17 protein-coding genes and 1 tRNA gene are annotated in these 18,826 nt (G+C 64.5%); 7 read left to right on the forward strand and 11 right to left on the reverse strand.

What is annotated here, in order from left to right; genetic code table 11:
* Positions 1-2 precede the first annotated feature (2 nt).
* From moaC to TP2_RS01995, 4 genes are read right to left on the reverse strand one after another with little or no spacing between them, the layout of a single operon-like run.
* Positions 3-473, reverse strand: a complete 471-nt coding sequence (gene moaC, locus TP2_RS01980; RefSeq protein WP_038072746.1) for a cyclic pyranopterin monophosphate synthase MoaC — start codon at positions 471-473, stop codon at positions 3-5.
* A complete protein-coding gene (gene trpC, locus TP2_RS01985; protein WP_038072748.1) occupies positions 470-1,267 on the reverse strand; it encodes an indole-3-glycerol phosphate synthase TrpC in 798 nt (265 codons plus the stop codon). Before trpC ends, moaC begins: the two co-directional genes overlap by 4 nt.
* On the reverse strand, positions 1,264-2,286 hold the full coding sequence (gene trpD, locus TP2_RS01990) for an anthranilate phosphoribosyltransferase (protein WP_038072751.1): 1,023 nt from the start codon (positions 2,284-2,286) through the stop codon (positions 1,264-1,266). Before trpD ends, trpC begins: the two co-directional genes overlap by 4 nt.
* A 2-nt stretch (positions 2,287-2,288) precedes the next feature.
* Positions 2,289-2,882: an anthranilate synthase component II gene (locus tag TP2_RS01995; protein WP_038072752.1), complete on the reverse strand. Its 594-nt coding sequence runs from the start codon at positions 2,880-2,882 to the stop codon at positions 2,289-2,291.
* 164 nt (positions 2,883-3,046) lie between these two features.
* On the opposite strand from TP2_RS01995, the gene TP2_RS17815 reads away from it, so the two are divergent.
* Positions 3,047-4,777 carry a divergent polysaccharide deacetylase family protein gene (locus tag TP2_RS17815; protein WP_051692114.1) on the forward strand — a complete coding sequence of 577 codons (1,731 nt, stop codon included), beginning with the start codon at positions 3,047-3,049 and terminating at the stop codon, positions 4,775-4,777.
* 124 nt (positions 4,778-4,901) lie between these two features.
* Here the strand turns inward: TP2_RS17815 and trpE are convergent, their stop codons facing one another.
* The 7 genes from trpE to fabI all read right to left on the reverse strand — a co-directional run bounded on the left by trpE (position 4,902) and on the right by fabI (position 12,162).
* Positions 4,902-6,413, reverse strand: a complete 1,512-nt coding sequence (gene trpE / locus TP2_RS02005; RefSeq protein WP_038072753.1) for an anthranilate synthase component I — start codon at positions 6,411-6,413, stop codon at positions 4,902-4,904.
* Positions 6,414-6,424: 11 nt separating this feature from the next.
* Complete coding sequence (locus TP2_RS02010) at positions 6,425-8,266, reverse strand: SurA N-terminal domain-containing protein (protein WP_038072763.1); 1,842 nt, start codon at positions 8,264-8,266, stop codon at positions 6,425-6,427.
* A gap of 65 nt (positions 8,267-8,331) precedes the next feature.
* Complete coding sequence (locus TP2_RS02015; protein WP_038072765.1) at positions 8,332-9,513, reverse strand: aminotransferase; 1,182 nt, start codon at positions 9,511-9,513, stop codon at positions 8,332-8,334.
* 172 nt (positions 9,514-9,685) lie between these two features.
* Complete coding sequence (locus tag TP2_RS02020; protein WP_038072767.1) at positions 9,686-10,192, reverse strand: DUF2127 domain-containing protein; 507 nt, start codon at positions 10,190-10,192, stop codon at positions 9,686-9,688.
* Between the two features lie 3 nt (positions 10,193-10,195).
* Entirely contained in the window at positions 10,196-10,702 is a 507-nt protein-coding gene (gene gpt / locus TP2_RS02025; RefSeq protein WP_038072769.1) for a xanthine phosphoribosyltransferase, read from the reverse strand.
* A 10-nt stretch (positions 10,703-10,712) separates the two neighbouring features.
* A complete protein-coding gene (locus TP2_RS02030; protein WP_038072771.1) occupies positions 10,713-11,330 on the reverse strand; it encodes a LysE family translocator in 618 nt (205 codons plus the stop codon).
* Between the two features lie 10 nt (positions 11,331-11,340).
* Positions 11,341-12,162: an enoyl-ACP reductase FabI gene (fabI, locus tag TP2_RS02035; RefSeq protein WP_038072772.1), complete on the reverse strand. Its 822-nt coding sequence runs from the start codon at positions 12,160-12,162 to the stop codon at positions 11,341-11,343.
* 140 nt (positions 12,163-12,302) lie between these two features.
* Between fabI and pdxH the strand changes: the two genes are divergently transcribed.
* The 6 genes from pdxH (at position 12,303) to TP2_RS02065 (ending at position 18,704) form a co-directional block, all read left to right on the forward strand.
* The gene (pdxH, locus tag TP2_RS02040) at positions 12,303-12,926 is read left to right on the forward strand and encodes a pyridoxamine 5'-phosphate oxidase (RefSeq protein ID WP_038072774.1); all 624 of its coding nucleotides are present in this window, start codon (positions 12,303-12,305) and stop codon (positions 12,924-12,926) included.
* 135 nt (positions 12,927-13,061) lie between these two features.
* Positions 13,062-13,598: a cold-shock protein gene (locus tag TP2_RS02045; RefSeq protein WP_038073356.1), complete on the forward strand. Its 537-nt coding sequence runs from the start codon at positions 13,062-13,064 to the stop codon at positions 13,596-13,598.
* Positions 13,568-14,065, forward strand: a complete 498-nt coding sequence (locus tag TP2_RS02050) for a DUF192 domain-containing protein (protein ID WP_038072775.1) — start codon at positions 13,568-13,570, stop codon at positions 14,063-14,065. Before TP2_RS02045 ends, TP2_RS02050 begins: the two co-directional genes overlap by 31 nt.
* Positions 14,066-14,105: 40 nt before the next feature.
* A tRNA-Pro gene (locus TP2_RS02055) sits at positions 14,106-14,182 on the forward strand.
* A 521-nt stretch (positions 14,183-14,703) separates the two neighbouring features.
* A complete protein-coding gene (locus tag TP2_RS02060; protein WP_038072776.1) occupies positions 14,704-18,357 on the forward strand; it encodes a vitamin B12-dependent ribonucleotide reductase in 3,654 nt (1,217 codons plus the stop codon).
* Positions 18,358-18,458: 101 nt separating this feature from the next.
* Positions 18,459-18,704 carry a hypothetical protein gene (locus TP2_RS02065; protein ID WP_038072778.1) on the forward strand — a complete coding sequence of 82 codons (246 nt, stop codon included), beginning with the start codon at positions 18,459-18,461 and terminating at the stop codon, positions 18,702-18,704.
* The last annotated feature ends 122 nt before the right edge of the window (positions 18,705-18,826 follow it).

Consider the following 18,826-nt stretch of genomic DNA (forward strand, 5'->3'; position numbering starts at 1 on the left):
GCTCATGCTTCATATCTCCCGGACTTGCCGCCGTCCTTCAGCACGACGCGGATGCCCTCGATCTGCATGGATTTCTCGACCGCCTTGAGCATGTCATAGACCGTCAGCGCGGCGGCCGACACGGCCGTCAGCGCCTCCATCTCGACGCCCGTCTGGCCCGAGGTCTTCACGGTGGCACGGATATGCACCCCCGGCAGCGACTCGTCGGGGTCCAGATCGAGCGTGACCTTGGTGATCGGCAGCGGGTGACACAGCGGGATCAGATCGGCGGTCTTCTTCGCCGCCATGATGCCTGCGATCCGCGCGATGCCCAGAACGTCGCCCTTCTTCGCGGTGCCTTGCAGCACATAGGCCAGCGTCTCGGGTTTCATCACCACGCGCCCCTCGGCCACGGCGATGCGGTCGGTCACCTCCTTGTCGGAGACATCGACCATATGGGCCTGACCCGCGTCATCGAAATGCGACAGGCTCATGCGACCTCCAGCAGCTTTGCGGTGGCGCCCGCGACATCGTCCTGCCGCATCAGGCTTTCACCGATCAGGAAGCGGCGCGCGCCGACCTCGGCCATCGCAGCCATGTCCTCTTGCGTGAAGATACCGCTCTCGCAAACGAGGTCGCGGCCTTCGGCGAGGATCGTCGGCGCAAGCTGGCGGGTGACATCAAGAGTGACCTCGAAGGTCTTGAGATTGCGATTGTTTACACCCAGAAGCGGCGATTTCAGATGCTTGAGCGCGCGGTCGGTTTCCTCGGCATCATGCACCTCGACCAGCACATCCATGCCCCAACCGAAGGCCGCGTCTTCCAGCTCGGCCGCCAAGCCATCCTCGACCGAGGCCATGATGATCAGGATGCAATCGGCCCCCCAGGCGCGGGCTTCCGCGACCTGATAGGTGTCGTAGAGGAAATCCTTGCGCAAAGCGGGCAGCGAGCAGGCCGCGCGGGCGGCCGTCAGGAACTCGGGCGCGCCCTGAAACGAGGGCGTGTCGGTCAGCACCGAGAGACACGCCGCGCCGCCTTGTTCATAGGCTTTGGCCAGCGCGGGCGGGTCGAAATCGGGGCGGATCAGCCCCTTCGAGGGCGAGGCCTTCTTGATCTCGGCGATCAGCCCGTAGCCGGCTTCGGCCTTGGCGGTAAGCGCATTCGCGAACCCCCGCGTGGGGGCCTGTGCCTTGGCCTGCGCCTCGACCTCCGCCAGCGGGCGCGCGGCCTTGGCCGCTTTGATCTCTTCGAGCTTGTAGGCCTTGATCTTGTCGAGGATCGTGCTCATCCGGCGACCTCCTGCGTGATCTTCGCGAGCGTTTCCAGCGCGGCTTTCGCCTTTCCGCTGTCGATGCTCTCGGCGGCCATCTCGGCTCCGGCTTTCAGGTCGGAAACCTTGTCGGCCACGACCAGCGCAGCCGCCGCATTCAGCAGCACCGCATCGCGATAAGCCGACGCCTCGCCCGCCATCAGCGCGCGCAGGGCGGCCGCGTTCTCGGCGGGCGTGCCGCCGACCAGATCCTTGAACGGATGCACGGGCAGGCCCGCATCCTCGGGGTGGATCTGCAGCGACTCGATCCGGCCGTTTTCCAGCGCCGCCACTTCGGTCGTGCCGCAGATGGTGATCTCGTCGGTCCCGTCCGAGCCATGCACGAGCCACGCCTTTTCCGAGCCCAGCATCTGCAGCGTCTCGGCCATCGGGAAGATCAGGTCGGGCGCAAACGCCCCGGTCAGCTGGCGCTTCACGCCCGCGGGGTTGGTCAGTGGCCCGAGGATGTTGAAGATCGTCTTGCAGCCAAGTTCCAGTCGCACCGGCATGACATGGCGCATCGCCGGGTGGTGGATCTGCGCCATCATGAAGCCAATCCCGGCCTCGGCCAGACCACGCTCGGTCGCCTCCGGACCCGCCATCACGTCGATGCCAAGCTCCGATTGCACATCCGCCGTGCCCGAGCGCGACGAGGCTGCGCGGTTGCCGTGTTTCGCGACCGGCACGCCCGCGCCCGCCACGACGAAGGCCGTCGCGGTCGAGATGTTGAGCGTGTGCATCCCGTCGCCGCCCGTGCCCACGATGTCGATCGCCCCCTCGGGCGCTTTGACCGGCACGCATTTGGCGCGCATCGCGGCGGCGGCGGCGGCATATTCCGACACGGATTCCCCGCGTGCCCGCAGCGCCATCAGCAAACCGCCGATCTGCGCGGGCGAGGCTTCGCCGTTGAACAGGATTTCAAAGGCCATCTCGGCCTGCGCGCGGCTCAGCGGGCCTTCGGAGGCCGCGAAGATCAGCGGCTTCATCGCTTCGCTCATGGTCATGCGGGCACCTTCAGGCTCACGCCTGCCTCTGTCAGAAAGGTCTTGAGCATGGCGTGGCCGTGCTCGGAGGCGATGGATTCGGGGTGGAACTGCACGCCTTCGATCGGCAGCTCGCGGTGACGCAGCCCCATGATCGTGCCGTCTGCCAGCTCGGCGGTCACTTCGAGGCAGTCGGGCAGGGTGTCACGCTCGACCACCAGCGAGTGGTAGCGCGTGGCGCTCAAGGGCGAGGGCAGGCCGGCGAAGACACCTTTGCCCTCGTGGTGGATCTCGCCCATCTTGCCATGCACGATCTCGGAAGCGCGAACGACCTTGCCGCCAAAAGCCTGACCGATGGTCTGATGGCCCAGACATACGCCGAAGAGCGGCAGTTTCGCCTCGGCGGCCGCCAGCGTCAGCGGCAGGCAGATGCCGGCCTGATCGGGATCGCAAGGCCCGGGCGAGAGCACGATCGCCTCGGCACCCATCCCCATCGCTTCCTGCACATTGAGCGCATCGTTACGCCAAACCTTCACATCGGCGCCCAGCTCGCCAAAATAATGCACCAAGTTATAGGTAAAGCTGTCATAATTATCGATGAGCAGCAGCATGGCCGGGCCTTTCGCTTGTGTCCCCCGGGATAACCCCGCCAGAATGGGGGTGAACCGGGGCTCGGGTCGGGCTATAGATGCTATCAGCGAAGGGCCGGGGTCAAGGGCAGTCACCCGGTAAAAAGCCGCAACCCAAAAGCGGCGCGCAGTGTGGAGACAGGCAGATGATGCGTTCTGTGATCAAGGGGATCGTGACGGGTGGGCTGGTCGCGGTGTTCGGCTTCGGCTTGCTGTCGCTGGTCTTTCCCACGCCGCAAGAACCGGGGCGTGACGTGAAGATCGCGGCGTCGACCGCGCCTGAGACCTCCGCCGCGGAAGTCCCTCCCAAGGAAAGCGAGCAGGCTGCGGCGCCGAGCGACCGTACACCTGCCATGCCAAGCCCCGCCGGCGCGCCGCTCAGCGCTCCGACCGCCACGCCGAGCGCGCCGGTCAGCCAGCCGAGCCTTGCGCCGCCGGCGCAGATCGCAGGCACCGAGCCCGCCGCGCGCCCCGAGGCCGCGCCCGTGACGCCCGAGCCCCAGCCCGCGCCCGAGGGTGCAAAGGTCGCGCTGGCCGAGCCGGTCGCTCCCGAACAGCCCGTCCCGGTACCGCCGCCCGGCGAGGTCGAGACACCCGCGCTTGCCCCGGCCGAGGCCACGGGCGATGCGGCGGTAACATTGCCTGCGCCTGCACCGGGCGTTACCGAGGAGGTTGCCGCGGCAGAGCCTGCGGAGCAAAGCGAACAGGTCTTCGAGCCAGAGCCCCTTCCCGATGCCGATATCGGCGCCGAGATCGCGAGCGGGGCGGACGAGGGAGAGGTTCCCCTGGCTACGGTCAGCGGGGCAGGCCAGACCGGACGTGAGCTCATGCCCCAGCCGGCCGACGCGCCGTCATCCGCCGAAACGGATGCGGGGACGCAACTGGCCGGTGCGCCTGCGCCGATGCCCGCGCTTCCCGATGCGCCTGCCATGATGCCCGACATGGCGCCCCCTGCCGAAGCCATGCCCGAGGCAGCTCCCGTACCCGACACGCCGCCTAGCAAGCCGCGCATCCTGACGCTTGACGACACGCCCAGCCTGCCCGGCAAGCCGATTGCTGGCTTCAAGAGCGCACCCGGCGTTGTGGTCGACCGACTGCCGCAGGTCAGCGGCTCTGCGCCGGAAGGCACACAGATCGCCGAGGCTCCGACGGATCACCCCGACGCTGCGAGCCTCACCCCGCTTGAACGCTATGCCGCGCCCTTCACGGAAGACCCCGGCAAACCGCTTTTCTCGATCGTGCTGATCGATCCGGGCGTGGCAGAAGGCGGGCTCGATGCCCAGACCATCGCCGCGACCGGTCTTCCGATGACAATCGCGATCGACCCGACGCGCGAAAACGCCGCCAGCGATGCCGAGACCTTCCGCAAGGCGGGCTACGAGGTCGCGATGCTGGCAGGCCCGCTGCCGCAAGGCGCGAGCCCCGAGGATCTCGAGGTTGCGCTCGAGGCGTGGAAACAGACCCTGCCCGAAGCCGTGGCGGTGATCGAGCGCCCGCAGCCCGAATTTCAGAACAACCGCATGCTGGCGCGCCAGATGGTCTCCGCGCTCGATCGCGACGGGCTGGGCCTGGTGACGCTCAAAGTGGGCTTCGATAGCGCCAACCAGATCGCGCAATCGGTGGGGCTGCCGCATGCGCAGGCTTGGCGGGTGGTCGATGGCGGCCGCGAGAAAGCGCCGGTGATCTCGCGGATGCTCTCGCGCGCGGGTTTCGAGGCCGATCGCGACGGGCAGGTCGTGGTGGTGCTCTCGGCGTGGCCGGAATCGCTTCAGGGGATCGACGATTGGTATGCGGGCGAGCAGGGCAAGTTCGCGCTCGCCCCGGTTTCCGCCGTGGCGCTGAAAAGCGTGGCAGGGCAGGCTGGCGCGGGCGAGTGAGAGCGACGCAGGCCAGTGCGCGGGCCAGTGCACTGACGCTCTGCTGACCCCATGATTTCAAAGAAAAAGGCCCGAAGCGCATAGCTCCGGGCCAACCCTGTTTCTCAGGCGAGGCTCGCTGATATTAGCTATTGCCGCGCGACTTCACGAAGAGGCCCGCATCCTCGGCCGCCTTCCTGAGGGCCTTGGACTTGTTGACGGTCTCCATCCATTCCGCTTCGGGGTCGCTGTCATAGACCACGCCGCCGCCTGCCTGAATGTAGAGCGTCTTGTCCTTCACCACCGCGGTGCGCAGCGCGATGCACATGTCCATCTCGCCATTGGCCGCGAAATAGCCCACGCCACCGCCGTAGATGCCGCGCTTCTCGGGTTCCAGCTCGTCGATGATTTCCATCGCGCGGACCTTCGGCGCACCCGAGACTGTGCCCGCAGGCAGGCCCGCCAGCAGCGCCGAAAGCGCGTCCTGATCATCCGACAGCTCGCCCACCACGTTCGAGACGATATGCATGACGTGGCTGTAGCGCTCGATGATGAATTTTTCGGTCGGGTGAACCGAGCCGATCTTCGAGACGCGCCCGACATCGTTGCGACCCAGATCGAGCAGCATCAGGTGCTCGGCCAGTTCCTTCTTGTCGGCCAGCAGATCCTCTTCCAGCGCCTTGTCCTCGGCGGGGGTCGCTCCGCGCGGACGGGTGCCTGCGATCGGGCGGATCGTCACCTCGCCCTCGCGCACGCGCACGAGGATCTCAGGCGAAGCGCCCACGATCTGGAAGCCCCCGAAATTCAGGAAGAACATGAAGGGGGAGGGGTTGGTGCGGCGCAGGCTGCGATACAGCGCAAAGGGCGGCAGCGGGAATTCCGCCGACCAGCGCTGTGCCGGGACCACCTGGAAGATGTCACCCGCGCGGATATATTCCTTGGCCTTCTCCACGGCGGCCTTGTAGCCCTCCTTGGTGAAGTTCGAGCGCATCTCGCCGACCTGAAGGCTCTCGCCCAGATCGCGGCTCTCGACCGGTGTGCGGTCAAGATCGCGCAGCGCATCCGAGACCCGCTCGGCGGCCTGCGCATAGGCCGCGCGTGCCGAGAGACCCGAGGACTGGAAGGCAGGCGCGCAAAGGATCACGTCGCCCTTCACCCCGTCGAGCACCGCAACGACCGATGGCCGCAGCAACACTGCATCCGGCACGCCGATCGGGTCGGGGTTCACGTTCGGCAGCTTTTCGACCAGCCGGATCGTGTCATAGCCCAGATAGCCGAAGAGGCCTGCCGCCGCGGCCGGCAGCCCGTCGGGCATGTCGATGCGGCTTTCCGCGATCAGCGCCCGCAGGCTCTCGAACGGATGGCCCGGAAGGTCTTCCCAGGTTTCGTCGAACCGCGCGGAGCGGTTGATGCGCGCGGTCTCGCCCCGGCATTCCCAGATCACGTCAGGCTTCATCCCGATGATCGAGTAACGCCCGCGCACCTCGCCGCCGGTGACCGATTCCAGCATGAAGGAATTCGGCTGTGCCTCGGCAAGCTTGAGCATCAGCGAGACGGGCGTGTCGAGATCGGCGGCCAGCCGCGCATAGACGAGCTGGTTTTCACCCTTGGCCCAGCGGGCCTCGAACTCCTCGAAGGAGGGGGAGAGAGCGACCACCTTGGGCCTCCTTACTGCATCTGCGACTGCACCGCGGTCACGGCCTGGCTGTCGAGGCTGAGCCCCGCTTCGGCCTCCACGGCGGTCGCGTAGAAATTGAGCAGGTCATTGGCGAGCGAGCGCGAGAGCTGGCTGCCGATCTGGCCCGAAATCAACGTGGTATCGGCATCAGTCATATCCGCGGGGATCACCTTGTCGGTGACGATCACATAGACTTTGCCATTGGCGGTCACCTGCGCGGGTTTGCCCGGATCGGTTTCGAAGACCTTCGAGATCACCGCCGGCGGCAGTGCGTTGCTGAACCCGCCGCGGCCGATGCTGGCGATCGTGGTGGTCAGCAGCCCCGTTGCGCCGAGCGACTTGCCCCCTTCAACCTCTGCGACGATCTCCTTGGCGCGCGCCTCCTCGGCGGTGACCAGCTGATCGGCATGCCATGCCTTCGCCACCTCGTCCTTCACGCTGTCGAAGGGTTTGGGCGTGGGCGGCACGATCTTGTCGAGACGCAGCGCGAAGACACCACCATCCGAGAGCGTCTCGAGATCGGGATAATCCTCGGTCGTCGCGGCGTCCGCGGCCTTGCGGAATTCCTCGTAGCCCGCGATCCCGTCCGTGTCGCCCGCGGTATAGGCAATGGTCCCGAGCTCCATGTCGGTCTCCTTGCCCATCTCTTCGAGCGTTGCGCCGCCAGCCAGACGGTCCTGAAGGTCTTCGCTCATCTTGCCGATCTCACGGCGCGCCTTGTCGGCCTCGGCCTCGCCTGCGAGCTCCTCGCGCGCATCCTCGAAAGAGGTTTCCTGTGCCGCGATCACCGCGTTCATCTTGTAAAGCGCAGGCCCCAGATCGGTCTCGACCGGACCCACGACACCGGGTTCGCTCAGCGCGAAGACCGCATCGCCTGCCTTGCCCAGCTCAGCCTTGGTCACGTCGCCCAGATCCGCATCTTCCAGCGTCAGGCCGCGCTCCTTGGCGAGATCGGCAAAGCTCGTGCCTGCGTCGTATTTCGCCTTTGCAGCCTGCGCCTCTTCCATGTTCGGATAGACCAGACGCTCCACCAGACGCTTCTCGGGCTGCTTGAACTCGTCGATCCGGCGCTCGTATTCGGCCTTCAACGTCGCATCGTCGATCGCCACCTTGCTCTGGAGCATCTCCGGGGTCAGCCAGGCATAGGTGATCTCACGGGTCTCCGGCGCGGTGAACTGCGCGATATGGTCGTTGTAATAGGTTTGCAGCTCGTCATCTGTCGGCTGCGCCACCGGTGTGGTCAGATCACCCTCGGTGATCTCGGCCCAGGTGAAGCCACGCTTTTCGCTGACGAATTTCGTGTAAGCATCGGTGACGGCCTGCGGTGCCTCGACTCCGCCCGCGACCGCGCCCTGCACGATCGAACGGGAAAGATCGTCGCGCAGCTGTGCCTCGAATTCGTTCTCCGTATAGCCCTGCTGGCGCAGCGCGAATTTATAGGTCTCGCGATCGAACTTGCCCGAGGCATTGTGGAAGGCCTGGATGTCAAAGATCTGCTTTTGCAGCTCGGCATCGCCCACGGAGATCCCCAGCCGACGCGCGGCCTCCCCCAGAGCGGCCTGACCGATCAGCGTACCCAGCACCTGCTGGTCGAGACCCGAAGCGCGCATTTGCGCCATCGTGACCGGCTGGCCGGTCTGCTGGCTGCGGCTCTGCATCTCCTGACGCAGCGCGCGAGCGTAGTCATTGACCGAGATCTGGGTTTCCCCCACCGAGCCCACCGACTTGATCGAGCCGGAGAAGCTCTGCAACCCGAAGCCGCCGAGACCCAGGATCAGCATGGCCAGCAAGATCCAGACGACGACACTCTTGCCGTGGCTGCGCAGCTTCATCGGGGTTCCTCCTCGGGCGTTTCTCTTTCGAGGCTGTTTAGGGCTTTGACCAAAGGCCTGCAAGGTCAGGCGCGCGCAAGCTCCGCAAGCCGTGCGCGCAGCGTCGTGATCCCGTCCGCATCGACATTGGCAAAGGCGATCCGCATCTGTCGCGCGGCCCCCGGAGCGCCCTCGGGCATGAACATCGTGCCGGGCAGCATCAGCACACCCGCCTCGCGCACGAGAGCCTGCGCAAATTCGGCTGACGGGCGTGGATCGGAATGGGTGACATAGGCGAAATAGGCACCGCAGCCCATCAGGTCCCAACCTTCGAGATCGGCGAAGGCCGCTTCCATCGCGGCGCGGCGCGCGAGGATCTCGGCGCGCTCGCCGGCGACCCATTGCCGGAGATTTCGCATGCCCCAGAGCGCGGCGATCTGACCCAACTGAGACGGGCAGATTGCCACCGTGTCGAGGAATTTCTCGATCTCCGCCAGCCGGTCCGTGCCCGCCACGATCGCGCCCACGCGGTGCCCCGTGAGCCGGTAAGCCTTCGAGAAGGAATAGAGATGGATGAAATACTCCGCCCAGTCTGGATCGGCGAAGAGATCATGCGGCGCCCCGGACCGGCTGTCGAAATCGCGATAGGTCTCGTCGACGATCAGCGCGATGCGATGGGTGCGGGCCAGTTCGGCGAAGGCGCGGATCAGCTCGGCAGGATATTCCGCCCCGCCCGGATTGTTGGGCGAAACCAGCACGATCGCGCGGGTGCGCGGGGTGATCAGCGCCGCCGCTTCGTCGGGATCGGGCAACAACCCCGCGCCGGTGGCCAGTGGCACGGTCTGTACCCCCGCCATATCGAGCCACATCTTGTGATTGAAATACCAAGGCGTCGGCAGGATCACCTCGTCGCCGGTGCCTGCGAGGGTCGCCATCGCGGCACAAAACGCCTGGTTGCAGCCCTGAGTGATCGCGACCTGAGACGCGGCGATCTCACCGCCATAGGCGGCCGACCATTGCGCGGCAAGCTCACTGCGCAGCCCGAGCATGCCCAGAACGGGGCCGTAAAGATGCGCTTGCGGATCGCTCAGCGCGGCCTCCGCGATCGCCTGACGCAGCGCCTCGGGCGGTGGATCCACGGGGGCCGCCTGAGAGACATTGATCAGCGGGCGCTCGGGCGAGAACGTGACGCCCTCCAGCCAGCGCCGTGCCTCCATCACCGGGGGGGAGAAGGTTGCGGCGAGTGCGGGATTGAGCGGATGGGGCATGGATGTCCTCTTGGCTGACCGCGCGAGATCACCAGAGCGCCGCGTCCTTGGCAAGGGGCGGGAGCCTCCGGCGGAGATATTTAGATCAAGAAGAAGGAGACGCGTCTGCCTGTCTTCTTCTTGATGAAAATATCTCGGGGGTGAGGGCGCGAGCCCGAGGGGGCAGAGCCCCCTAGCGCGGGGAACGCCAGGCGAAGCCGTGCCGGACGCTCCATTCGCGCAAGGTCAGCGCGATCACCAGCAGATCGAGCAGGGTCAGCAGCAGCATCGAAATTGCGTGATGCAGGCTCCACAGATACATCTGATAGGCGACAAAGGCGGACATCAGCACGATCGCCATCGGATAGGCCCAGATCAGCCCGCGCATCAGCAAGACCACCACGATCAGTTTCAGCGCGCCGTGGCTGCTGAAATAGAAGCCATAGAAGCTCTGGGTCTCGATCGAGAAGTGATGGGCCGCGTTCAGCAACGCATTGGCGATTTGATCCTTGGGATCTTCGCTCAATTCGTGCCGCGTGATCCAATGCGCCGCATCGAGCACGGCGTTTTTCGGAAGGCCCAGAAGCGCGAGCCCCGAGAGCGTTTCGGCAAGCTCGAAGAAGCCTTTCAGGATCAGGCTCGCTTCGAACAGCCAATGCAGGAATTGCCCAAGCCGGGTGCCGGGCGCTCCGAGTTTCACGGCTTATTCCGTGCCCCGATAAGGCTGGACATATTGCAGCGCCATGTCCCAGGGGAAGAAGATCCAGGTGTCCTGGCTGACCTCGGTGATATAGGTATCGACCAGCGGCGCGCCTTTCGGCTTGGCATAGACGGTGGCGAATTGCGCCTTGGGGAAAAGCTCGCGCACCAGTTTCAGCGTGTTGCCGGTATCGACGAGGTCGTCGACGATCAGAATGCCCTCGCCGCCGTTTTCCATGATATCGGGCTGCGTCGGTTTGATGACCTGCGCCTCGCGCTGTTCCTGGTGGCTGTAGCTTTTCACCGAGATCGTATCGACCTTGCGGATGTCGAGCTCGCGCGCGACGATCGCTGCGGGAACCAGACCGCCGCGGGTGATGCCCACGACCGCGCGCCAGTTGCCGTCATCAGGTCCCTTCCCGTCGAGCCGCCAGGCGAGCGCGCGCGCATCGCGGTGGAGCTGATCCCAGCTGACATGGAAGCCTTTTTCGTGGGGCAGACGGTCGGACATGGTGTTTTCCTCAGGTCAGGGCGAGTTTCAGACCGAGCAGGGCGAGCAGCCCGCCGAAGACGCGCTCGATCACGGTTTTCAGGTTGAGATAGGCCGCACGGGTTTTCTCGAGCGAAAAGATCCGCGCCACCAGCACATTCCAGACGGTATCGTTGAACATCACGATCCCAAGGATCGCCGCATAGGCCCAGCCGGGGGCCGAGGGCGGGATGAACGTCAGGAAGACGGTGCCGAAAAACACGGCGGGCTTGGGATTGGCGAGCTGGGTCGAGATGCCAAGCCAGACCAGCCGCGGCACCGAGCGGGTGCGGGGCAGGTCGGGGATGTGCTGATCCAGCGGGTCGCCCGCATGGCGCCACATCTTGAACGCGAGCCACAGCAGATAGGCGGCGCCCGCGAATTTCAGCGTGGTCAGAAGCGCTGGGGCCACCTTGAAGACCAGCGCGAGGCCGAACAGCGCTGCCGCCGCCCAGATCACCGCGCCAAGCCCGATCCCCACCGCCAGCCACACGCCGCGGCCGAAGCCTTCGCGCAGGCTGGTGCGTGCGGCCAGCAAAACGGCCGGCCCTGGCGACATCGCTGCCGCCAGTTGCACGAAATAGATCGCCATGAGGGCCGCGAGGCTCATCGCGAGCGCCTCAGTCCTTGCGGCCGGTGACCACGTCGATATCGGGCGCGTCCACCGCCTTCATGCCCACGACGTGATAGCCCGCATCCACATGCAGCGTCTCGCCCGTGGTCCCGGAGCCGAGATCCGAGAGCAGGTAGAGCGCGGCTTTGCCGACCTCTTCCTGCGTCACGTTGCGACGCAGCGGCGAGTTCAGTTCATTCCACTTCATGATGTAGCGGAAATCGCCGATGCCCGAGGCCGCGAGCGTCTTGATCGGACCGGCCGAGATCGCGTTGCAGCGGATGCCGTCCTTGCCCAGATCCTCGGCGATATATTTCACCGACGCTTCCAGCGCGGCCTTGGCCACACCCATCACGTTGTAATGCGGCATGACCTGCTCTGCGCCGTAATAGGTCAGCGTCAGCAGCGAGCCGCCCTCGGTCATCATCGCGGCAGCGCGTGCGCAGACAGCCGTGAAGGAATAGACCGAGATGTCCATCGTCATGGTGAAATTGTCGCGCGAGGTGTCGACATAGCGGCCGCGCAGCTCGTTCTTGTCGGAGAATCCGATCGCGTGCACGACGAAGTCGAGCTTGCCCCACTTCTCTTTCAGCGTATTGAACAGCGCGTCGATCGAAGCGCCGTCGGCCACGTCGCAATCGACGAGGATATCCGAGCCAAGCTGCTCGGCCAGCGGGCCCACGCGTTTTCTCAGCGCATCGCCCTGATAGGAGAAGGCCAGTTCGGCGCCCGCATCCGCAAGGGCTTTGGCGATGCCCCAGGCGATGGATTTGTCATTGGCGAGGCCCATGATCAGTCCGCGCTTGCCCGCCATCAGGTTGTTCGACATGTCAGGTTTTCCCCCGCTTCGCTCTGGTAAGTTCGAATGCTTTAGGCGAAAGGTGAGGATGCATCAAGGCCGCTGACCCCTCGTCAAGCTTCGCGGCACCGACGAGAGGACCAGGGCGCGCAGAAAGCTGGAGGTGAGTGATGAGCGACCGGAGCGGGATTTTTGCGGGCGATGACCCCTATGCGATTGCGCAGCGCTGGCTGGGCGAGGCCGAAGCGACCGAGATCAACGATCCCAATGCGATCGCGATCGCGACCGTCGATGCCGATGGATTGCCGAATGTGCGCATGGTGCTTTTGAAGGATATCGAGGGGCGCGACATGCCCTCGGGGGGCGCGTTCGTCTTCTACACCAATTACGGCTCGGCCAAGGCGCGCGAGATCGAACAGGCGGGCAAGGCGGCTTTCGTGATGCACTGGAAATCGCTCCGGCGTCAGATTCGGGTACGCGGGCTGGTTGAGCGCGAGGAGGGACCGCAGGCTGATGAGTATTACGCTTCGCGCTCGCTCAAATCGCGGCTCGGGGCCTGGGCCTCGCGACAAAGTGAGCCTTTGTCATCGCGAACTGCGCTCATGGCCGAGGTCGCGAAAGTCACCGCAAGCCACGGTCCGAACCCGAAACGCCCGCCCTTCTGGGGAGGGTTCAGAATCAAGCCCTTGGAGATCGAATTCTGGGCCGATGGCGCCTTCCGGTTGCATGATCGTTTTCGTTGGCGGCGACAAACCCTTGCCGATGAGTGGGAAATTTCGCGCCTAAACCCGTGAATTTCACGCTTCGTGAATTGCAGAGGGTCTTGATTTACGAGGATTTCTCTTGAAGAGTTCGCCCGAGGTCGCATTCTCGTGGAGGATGTGGCAGGACGCGAACAGGAAAGCCCGAAAATGCAAACGGGATGGAAGATGCTGGGGGAAACGGTGACCGATCCGGAAGAGATCACAGGCACCGTGAAATGGTTCGACCCGGTGAAGGGGTTTGGATTCATCATTGATGATCGGGGTGGGCCCGACATTCTCCTGCATGCGAATGTGCTGAGAAATTTCGGACAGGGCTCGATTGCCGACCACGCGCAGATCCGGGTGCGGGTGCAAGTCACGCCGCGCGGGGCACAGGCCGTCGAGGTGCTCGAAATCGCGCCGCCCGAGGGAGAGACACTCGCGCCGATCGAGGATCTGGGTGAAAACACGCCTGACGAGATCGCGGCGCTCCCGCTGGAGCCCGCGCGGGTGAAGTGGTTCGAGAAGGCCAAGGGCTTCGGCTTTGCCAATGTGTTCGAGCGCGACGAGGATGTCTTCATCCACATGGAAGTGCTGCGCCGGTCGGGCTTTGCCGATCTCAGCCCCGGCGAGGCGGTCTGCCTGCGTGTGATCGAGGGCAAGAGGGGCCGCATGGCCGCACAGGTTCTTGCATGGGACGCTTCACTGAAATCCGGGCGCTGATCGCCTTTGCTTCCGTGTTTTTTGCCGCCCCTGCATTCGCGCAGGCGGGCGAGGCGGTGCAATGCCGCGAGGACTTGGCGATTCTGCGGCAGGGTGGCACCCGGGTCGAGTTCCATATCGAGATCGCCGATGATGCGGGTGAGCGCGCACAGGGGCTGATGGGCCGGACATCCATGGCGAGCGGGGCGGGGATGCTTTTCATCTATCCGGCGCCGCGTGAGGTGTTTTTCTGGATGCATGACACGCCGCTGCCACTCGACATGCTCTTCATCGACGCGGCGGGGCGGGTGGTCAATGTCGCGGCGAATGCGCGGCCCAATGACGACACCCCGATTCCCTCCGGCGCGCCGGTGCGTTTCGTGCTCGAGATCAATGCCGGGCTCGCCGCGAAACTCGGTCTCGGGCCGGGGGCCGAGCTTGCCCACCCCTCGATCGACCCCGCTCTGGCGGCTTTCCCGTGCAAATGACCCTTTCCTTGCGCCGGACCTCTTTGTAAGGAGGGGGCGTCGGGGCGTAGCGCAGCCTGGTAGCGCGTCTGTTTTGGGTACAGAAGGTCGTGAGTTCGAATCTCGCCGCCCCGACCATTTCCCGCGAAAAGCCCGAACAGAGTGGTCACTACATCTTGTAGGCGTGCCGAATTGTGGCACCAAGGTCACGGCGGGCGGCTTTGCCCAAAAAATCGGCAATCAGGCGGGAATAAATCCACAAGATATTGTGGTTTGTGGATCGTTTGCCGCAATTACGCCCTATCCCTGCGGTAAGCCCCAATGAAATTTGGCGTTTTTTCATGCTGCATTGCGGCGCTTGCGCGTTAACGAAATGTGGATGAATCGAGCAGGCTGCTCAGGGAAGGGGTGGTCAACTGAAAAATGCTGGTTTTCGTCATTAAAGTTTCGTTGACGCGTTGCGCGAGCTACGGCAGGTTGTGTCGTGTCGGCAGCAAAGCCACCAGATATAGTGGCGGCGGCAGGCTAAGGGACAGATTTCGATGATGCTCGCCTCGCAAGAAAGGCGCGCCCGCCTCGTGGTATCGACCGCGAGACGCTAAGCTGTCTTTGCCCGTCCGCCCGCCGCGATTGACTTTATTTTGAACGGGGACAGGGCAATGAAGATCGAACGCAAGTTCACCACCGAAGACACCGGCGCCTACGGTGCGCTCGCCTTCACGACGACGACCTCGGAGATTCGCAATCCCGACGGCAAGGTGGTGTTCCGCAACGACTCGGTCGAAGTGCCCGAGGGCTGGAGCCAGGTTGCCTCCGACGTGCTCGCCCAGAAATACTTCCGCAAGGCCGGCGTTCCCGCGGCCCTTAAGAAGGTGCGTGAAAAAGGCGTTCCGGAATTCCTGTGGCGTTCGGTTCCCGATGAGGACGCGCTCGCCCAGCTCCCCGAAGAGGCGCGCTTCACCGGTGAGAACTCGGCCAAGCAAGTCTTCGACCGTCTCGCTGGCGCCTGGTGCTACTGGGGCTGGAAAGGTGGCTACTTCACCACCGAGGCCGACGCGCAGGCTTACTACGACGAGATGCGCTTCATGCTGGCCGAACAGATGGCCGCGCCGAATTCGCCGCAATGGTTCAACACCGGTCTGCACTGGGCTTACGGCATCGACGGCCCGGGTCAGGGCCACTTCTATGTCGATTACAAGACCGGCAAGCTGACCAAATCGGCTTCGGCCTACGAGCATCCGCAGCCCCATGCCTGCTTCATCCAGTCGGTCTCGGACGATCTGGTGCAGGAAGGCGGGATCATGGACCTCTGGGTCCGCGAGGCGCGCCTGTTCAAATACGGCTCGGGCACCGGGACCAACTTCTCGTCGCTGCGCGCGGCGAACGAGCCTCTGTCGGGCGGCGGCAAATCCTCGGGCCTGATGGGCTTTTTGAAGATCGGCGACCGCGCGGCGGGCGCGATCAAGTCGGGCGGCACCACGCGCCGTGCGGCGAAGATGGTGATCTGCGACATGGATCACCCCGATATCGAGGAATTCGTCAACTGGAAGGTCATCGAAGAGCAGAAAGTGGCGAGCCTTGTCGCGGGCTCCAAGCTGCACGAGCGCGAGCTCAACAAGATCTTCGAGGCGATCCGCGAATTCGACGGCTCCGACGAGACCTCGGTCGATCCGACCCAGAACGAGGCACTGAAAGAGGCGATCCGCTCCGCCAAGCGCGTGATGATCCCCGAGACCTATATCAACCGCGTGCTCCAATACGCGCGCCAAGGCTACAGCTCGATCGAGTTCCCGACCTATGACACCGACTGGGACTCGGAAGCCTATGTCTCGGTCTCGGGCCAGAACTCGAACAACTCGGTGCGCGTCACCAACGCCTTCCTGAAGGCGGTCAAGGACGATGCCGATTGGGAACTGGTGCGCCGTACCGACGGCAAGGTCGCCAAGACCGTGAAGGCGCGCGATCTGTGGGAGCAGGTCGGCCATGCCGCCTGGGCCTGTGCCGATCCGGGCATCCAGTTCCACGACACCGTCAACGAATGGCACACCTGCCCCGAGGATGGGCAGATCCGCGGCTCGAACCCGTGCTCGGAATACATGTTCCTCGACGACACGGCCTGTAACCTCGCCTCGATGAACCTGCTGACCTTCTACAAGGACGCCAAGTTCGACGCCGAGAGCTACATCCACGCGACCCGCCTGTGGACCGTGACGCTGGAAATCTCGGTGCTGATGGCGCAGTTCCCCTCGAAGGAAATCGCGCAGCGCTCCTATGACTTCCGCACGCTGGGCCTTGGCTACGCGAATATCGGCGGCCTGCTGATGAACATGGGTCTGGGCTACGACTCCAAGGAAGGCCGCGCGCTCTGCGGTGCTTTGACCGCGGTGATGACGGGTGTTTCCTACGCCACCTCGGCCGAGATGGCGGGCGAGCTGGGCGCTTTCCCGGGCTATGAGAAGAACGCAGCCCATATGCTGCGCGTCATCCGCAACCACCGCAACGCCGCCTACGGCAACACCTCGGGCTACGAGGCGCTGGAGATCAAGCCGGTCGCGCTCGACCACAAGAACTGCCCCGATCAGGACCTGATCGAGCTGTCGCACAAGGCCTGGGACGAGGCGCTGAGCCTCGGCGAGAAGCATGGCTACCGCAACGCGCAGGTCTCGGTGATCGCGCCGACCGGCACGATCGGTCTCGTGATGGATTGCGACACCACCGGCATCGAGCCTGACTTCGCGCTGGTGAAGTTCAAGAAACTCGCGGGCGGCGGCTACTTCAAGATCATCAACCGTTCGGTTCCGGGCGCGCTCGAGACGCTGGGCTACAGCTCGTCGCAGATCGAAGAGATCATCGCCTATGCCGTGGGTCACGCCTCGCTTGGCAACTGCCCCGACATCAACACCACCGCGCTGATCGGCCACGGCTTCGGCCCGCGCGAGATCGAGAAGGTCGAGGCCGCGCTGCCGACCGCCTTCGACATCCGCTTCGTCTTCAACCAGTGGACGCTGGGCGAGGAGTTCTGCACCAAGACGCTGGGCATCCCGGCCGAGAAGCTGAACGACCCGACCTTCGACATGCTGCGTCACCTCGGCTTCACCAAGAAGCAGATCGACGCCGCGAACGACCATGTCTGCGGGACGATGACGCTGGAAGGCGCGCCGCATCTCAAGGACGAGCACCTGAACGTGTTCGACTGCGCCAACCCCTGCGGCAAGAAGGGCAAGCGCTACCTCTCGGTTGAAAGCCACATCCACATGATGGCGGCCGCGCAGAGCTTCATCTCGGGCGCGATCTCGAAGACGATCAACATGGCCAACCACGCCTCGATCGAAGACGTGAAAGCCGCGTATGAACTGAGCTGGTCGCTCGGCATCAAGGCCAACGCGCTCTACCGCGACGGCTCGAAACTGTCGCAGCCGCTGGCCGCAGCGCTGGTCGAGGATGACGAAGAGGCCGAGGAAATCCTCGCCACCGGCTCCCCGCAGGAAAAGGCCGCCGTGCTCGCTGAGAAGATCATCGAGAAGGTGATCGTCAAGGAATACGAGCGCAGCCACCGCGAAAAGCTCCCGACGCGCCGCAAGGGATACACCCAGAAGGCGGTCGTGGGCGGCCACAAGGTCTACCTGCGCACCGGCGAATATGACGATGGCAGCCTCGGAGAGATCTTCATCGACATGCACAAGGAAGGCGCTGGCTTCCGTGCGATGATGAACAACTTCGCGATCGCCGTCTCGGTCGGTCTGCAATATGGCGTGCCGCTGGAAGAGTTCGTGGACGCCTTCACCTTCACCAAGTTCGAACCCGCCGGCATGGTGCAGGGCAACGACTCGATCAAGAACGCGACCTCGATCCTCGACTACGTGTTCCGCGAACTGGCCGTGTCCTATCTCGACCGCACCGATCTGGCCCATGTGAAGCCGCAAGGCGCGTCTTTCGACGATATCGGCGGCGGCGAGAACGAGGGCAAACTGGTGGACGGCAATGTCGAGCCGGTCTCGGATAAGGCCTCGAAATCGCTCGAAGTGCTGCGCCAGATCTCCTCGACCGGCTACCTGCGCAAGCGCCTGCCGCAAGAGCTTCTGGTGCTGCAAGGCGGCAGCGGGGTCGAAACTCTGACCGCGCGCAGCGTGCAGGCCAGCGTGACCACCACCACCGCCGTGGCCTCGGGCTCAGTGCAGATGGATGCGCGCGCCAAGGCGAAGATGCAGGGCTACGAGGGCGAGGCGTGCGGCGATTGCGGCAACTACACGCTCGTGCGCAACGGCACCTGCATGAAGTGCAATACCTGCGGGGCGACCAGCGGTTGTTCCTGAGGGACAGGGGCTCCGGCGCTGGCCGGGGCCCCGACGACGAACCGGGTGTAGGGTCCGGGGGACAGAACGGAAGCGCCAAGGGCGCGTGACAGGAGCGGAAATTGGAACTGATCGTCGGCAATAAACGAGTGATGCCCAAGGCGCTGCGCCGGATCCCCGGCGGAGTGGAGGCTGAACTCGTGGGCGAGGGGCTGACCTCGGTGCTCGATGCGACCTTCGCGGGCGCCTCGATCGAGTGCCTGGGCGGGGATCTCGACCACCACGCGCTCGACGTGACCGATATCCGCATGGGCGGTGGCTCGACCACCGTCACCCTGATGACCGCGCGGGAAATGGCGCTGCATTGAGATTGAGGGTTGGGGCGCAGTGCGGCTACACCGCGCCCCGGCTTATCCTCCACTTCACCAGTGCGGGTGGGGGATTAACCAAATCGGTCCTGTCGGGCCGGTTTCAAAGGACTAACAACGTT

It is taken from the genome of Thioclava pacifica DSM 10166, from assembly GCF_000714535.1.
GTDB classification, from domain to species: domain Bacteria; phylum Pseudomonadota; class Alphaproteobacteria; order Rhodobacterales; family Rhodobacteraceae; genus Thioclava; species Thioclava pacifica.

What these genes read in the sequence shown, in the direction of transcription:
- moaC (WP_038072746.1), bottom strand. Translation starts at nt 473, where the DNA reads ATGAGCCTGTCGCATTTCGATGACGCGGGTCAGGCCCATATGGTCGAT.
- trpC (WP_038072748.1), bottom strand. Translation starts at nt 1,267, where the DNA reads ATGAGCACGATCCTCGACAAGATCAAGGCCTACAAGCTCGAAGAGATC.
- trpD (WP_038072751.1), bottom strand. Translation starts at nt 2,286, where the DNA reads ATGAGCGAAGCGATGAAGCCGCTGATCTTCGCGGCCTCCGAAGGCCCG.
- TP2_RS01995 (WP_038072752.1), bottom strand. Translation starts at nt 2,882, where the DNA reads ATGCTGCTGCTCATCGATAATTATGACAGCTTTACCTATAACTTGGTG.
- TP2_RS17815 (WP_051692114.1), top strand. Translation starts at nt 3,047, where the DNA reads ATGATGCGTTCTGTGATCAAGGGGATCGTGACGGGTGGGCTGGTCGCG.
- TP2_RS02010 (WP_038072763.1), bottom strand. Translation starts at nt 8,266, where the DNA reads ATGAAGCTGCGCAGCCACGGCAAGAGTGTCGTCGTCTGGATCTTGCTG.
- TP2_RS02015 (WP_038072765.1), bottom strand. Translation starts at nt 9,513, where the DNA reads ATGCCCCATCCGCTCAATCCCGCACTCGCCGCAACCTTCTCCCCCCCG.
- gpt (WP_038072769.1), bottom strand. Translation starts at nt 10,702, where the DNA reads ATGTCCGACCGTCTGCCCCACGAAAAAGGCTTCCATGTCAGCTGGGAT.
- TP2_RS02030 (WP_038072771.1), bottom strand. Translation starts at nt 11,330, where the DNA reads ATGAGCCTCGCGGCCCTCATGGCGATCTATTTCGTGCAACTGGCGGCA.
- fabI (WP_038072772.1), bottom strand. Translation starts at nt 12,162, where the DNA reads ATGTCGAACAACCTGATGGCGGGCAAGCGCGGACTGATCATGGGCCTC.
- pdxH (WP_038072774.1), top strand. Translation starts at nt 12,303, where the DNA reads ATGAGCGACCGGAGCGGGATTTTTGCGGGCGATGACCCCTATGCGATT.
- TP2_RS02045 (WP_038073356.1), top strand. Translation starts at nt 13,062, where the DNA reads ATGCTGGGGGAAACGGTGACCGATCCGGAAGAGATCACAGGCACCGTG.
- TP2_RS02050 (WP_038072775.1), top strand. Translation starts at nt 13,568, where the DNA reads ATGGGACGCTTCACTGAAATCCGGGCGCTGATCGCCTTTGCTTCCGTG.
- TP2_RS02060 (WP_038072776.1), top strand. Translation starts at nt 14,704, where the DNA reads ATGAAGATCGAACGCAAGTTCACCACCGAAGACACCGGCGCCTACGGT.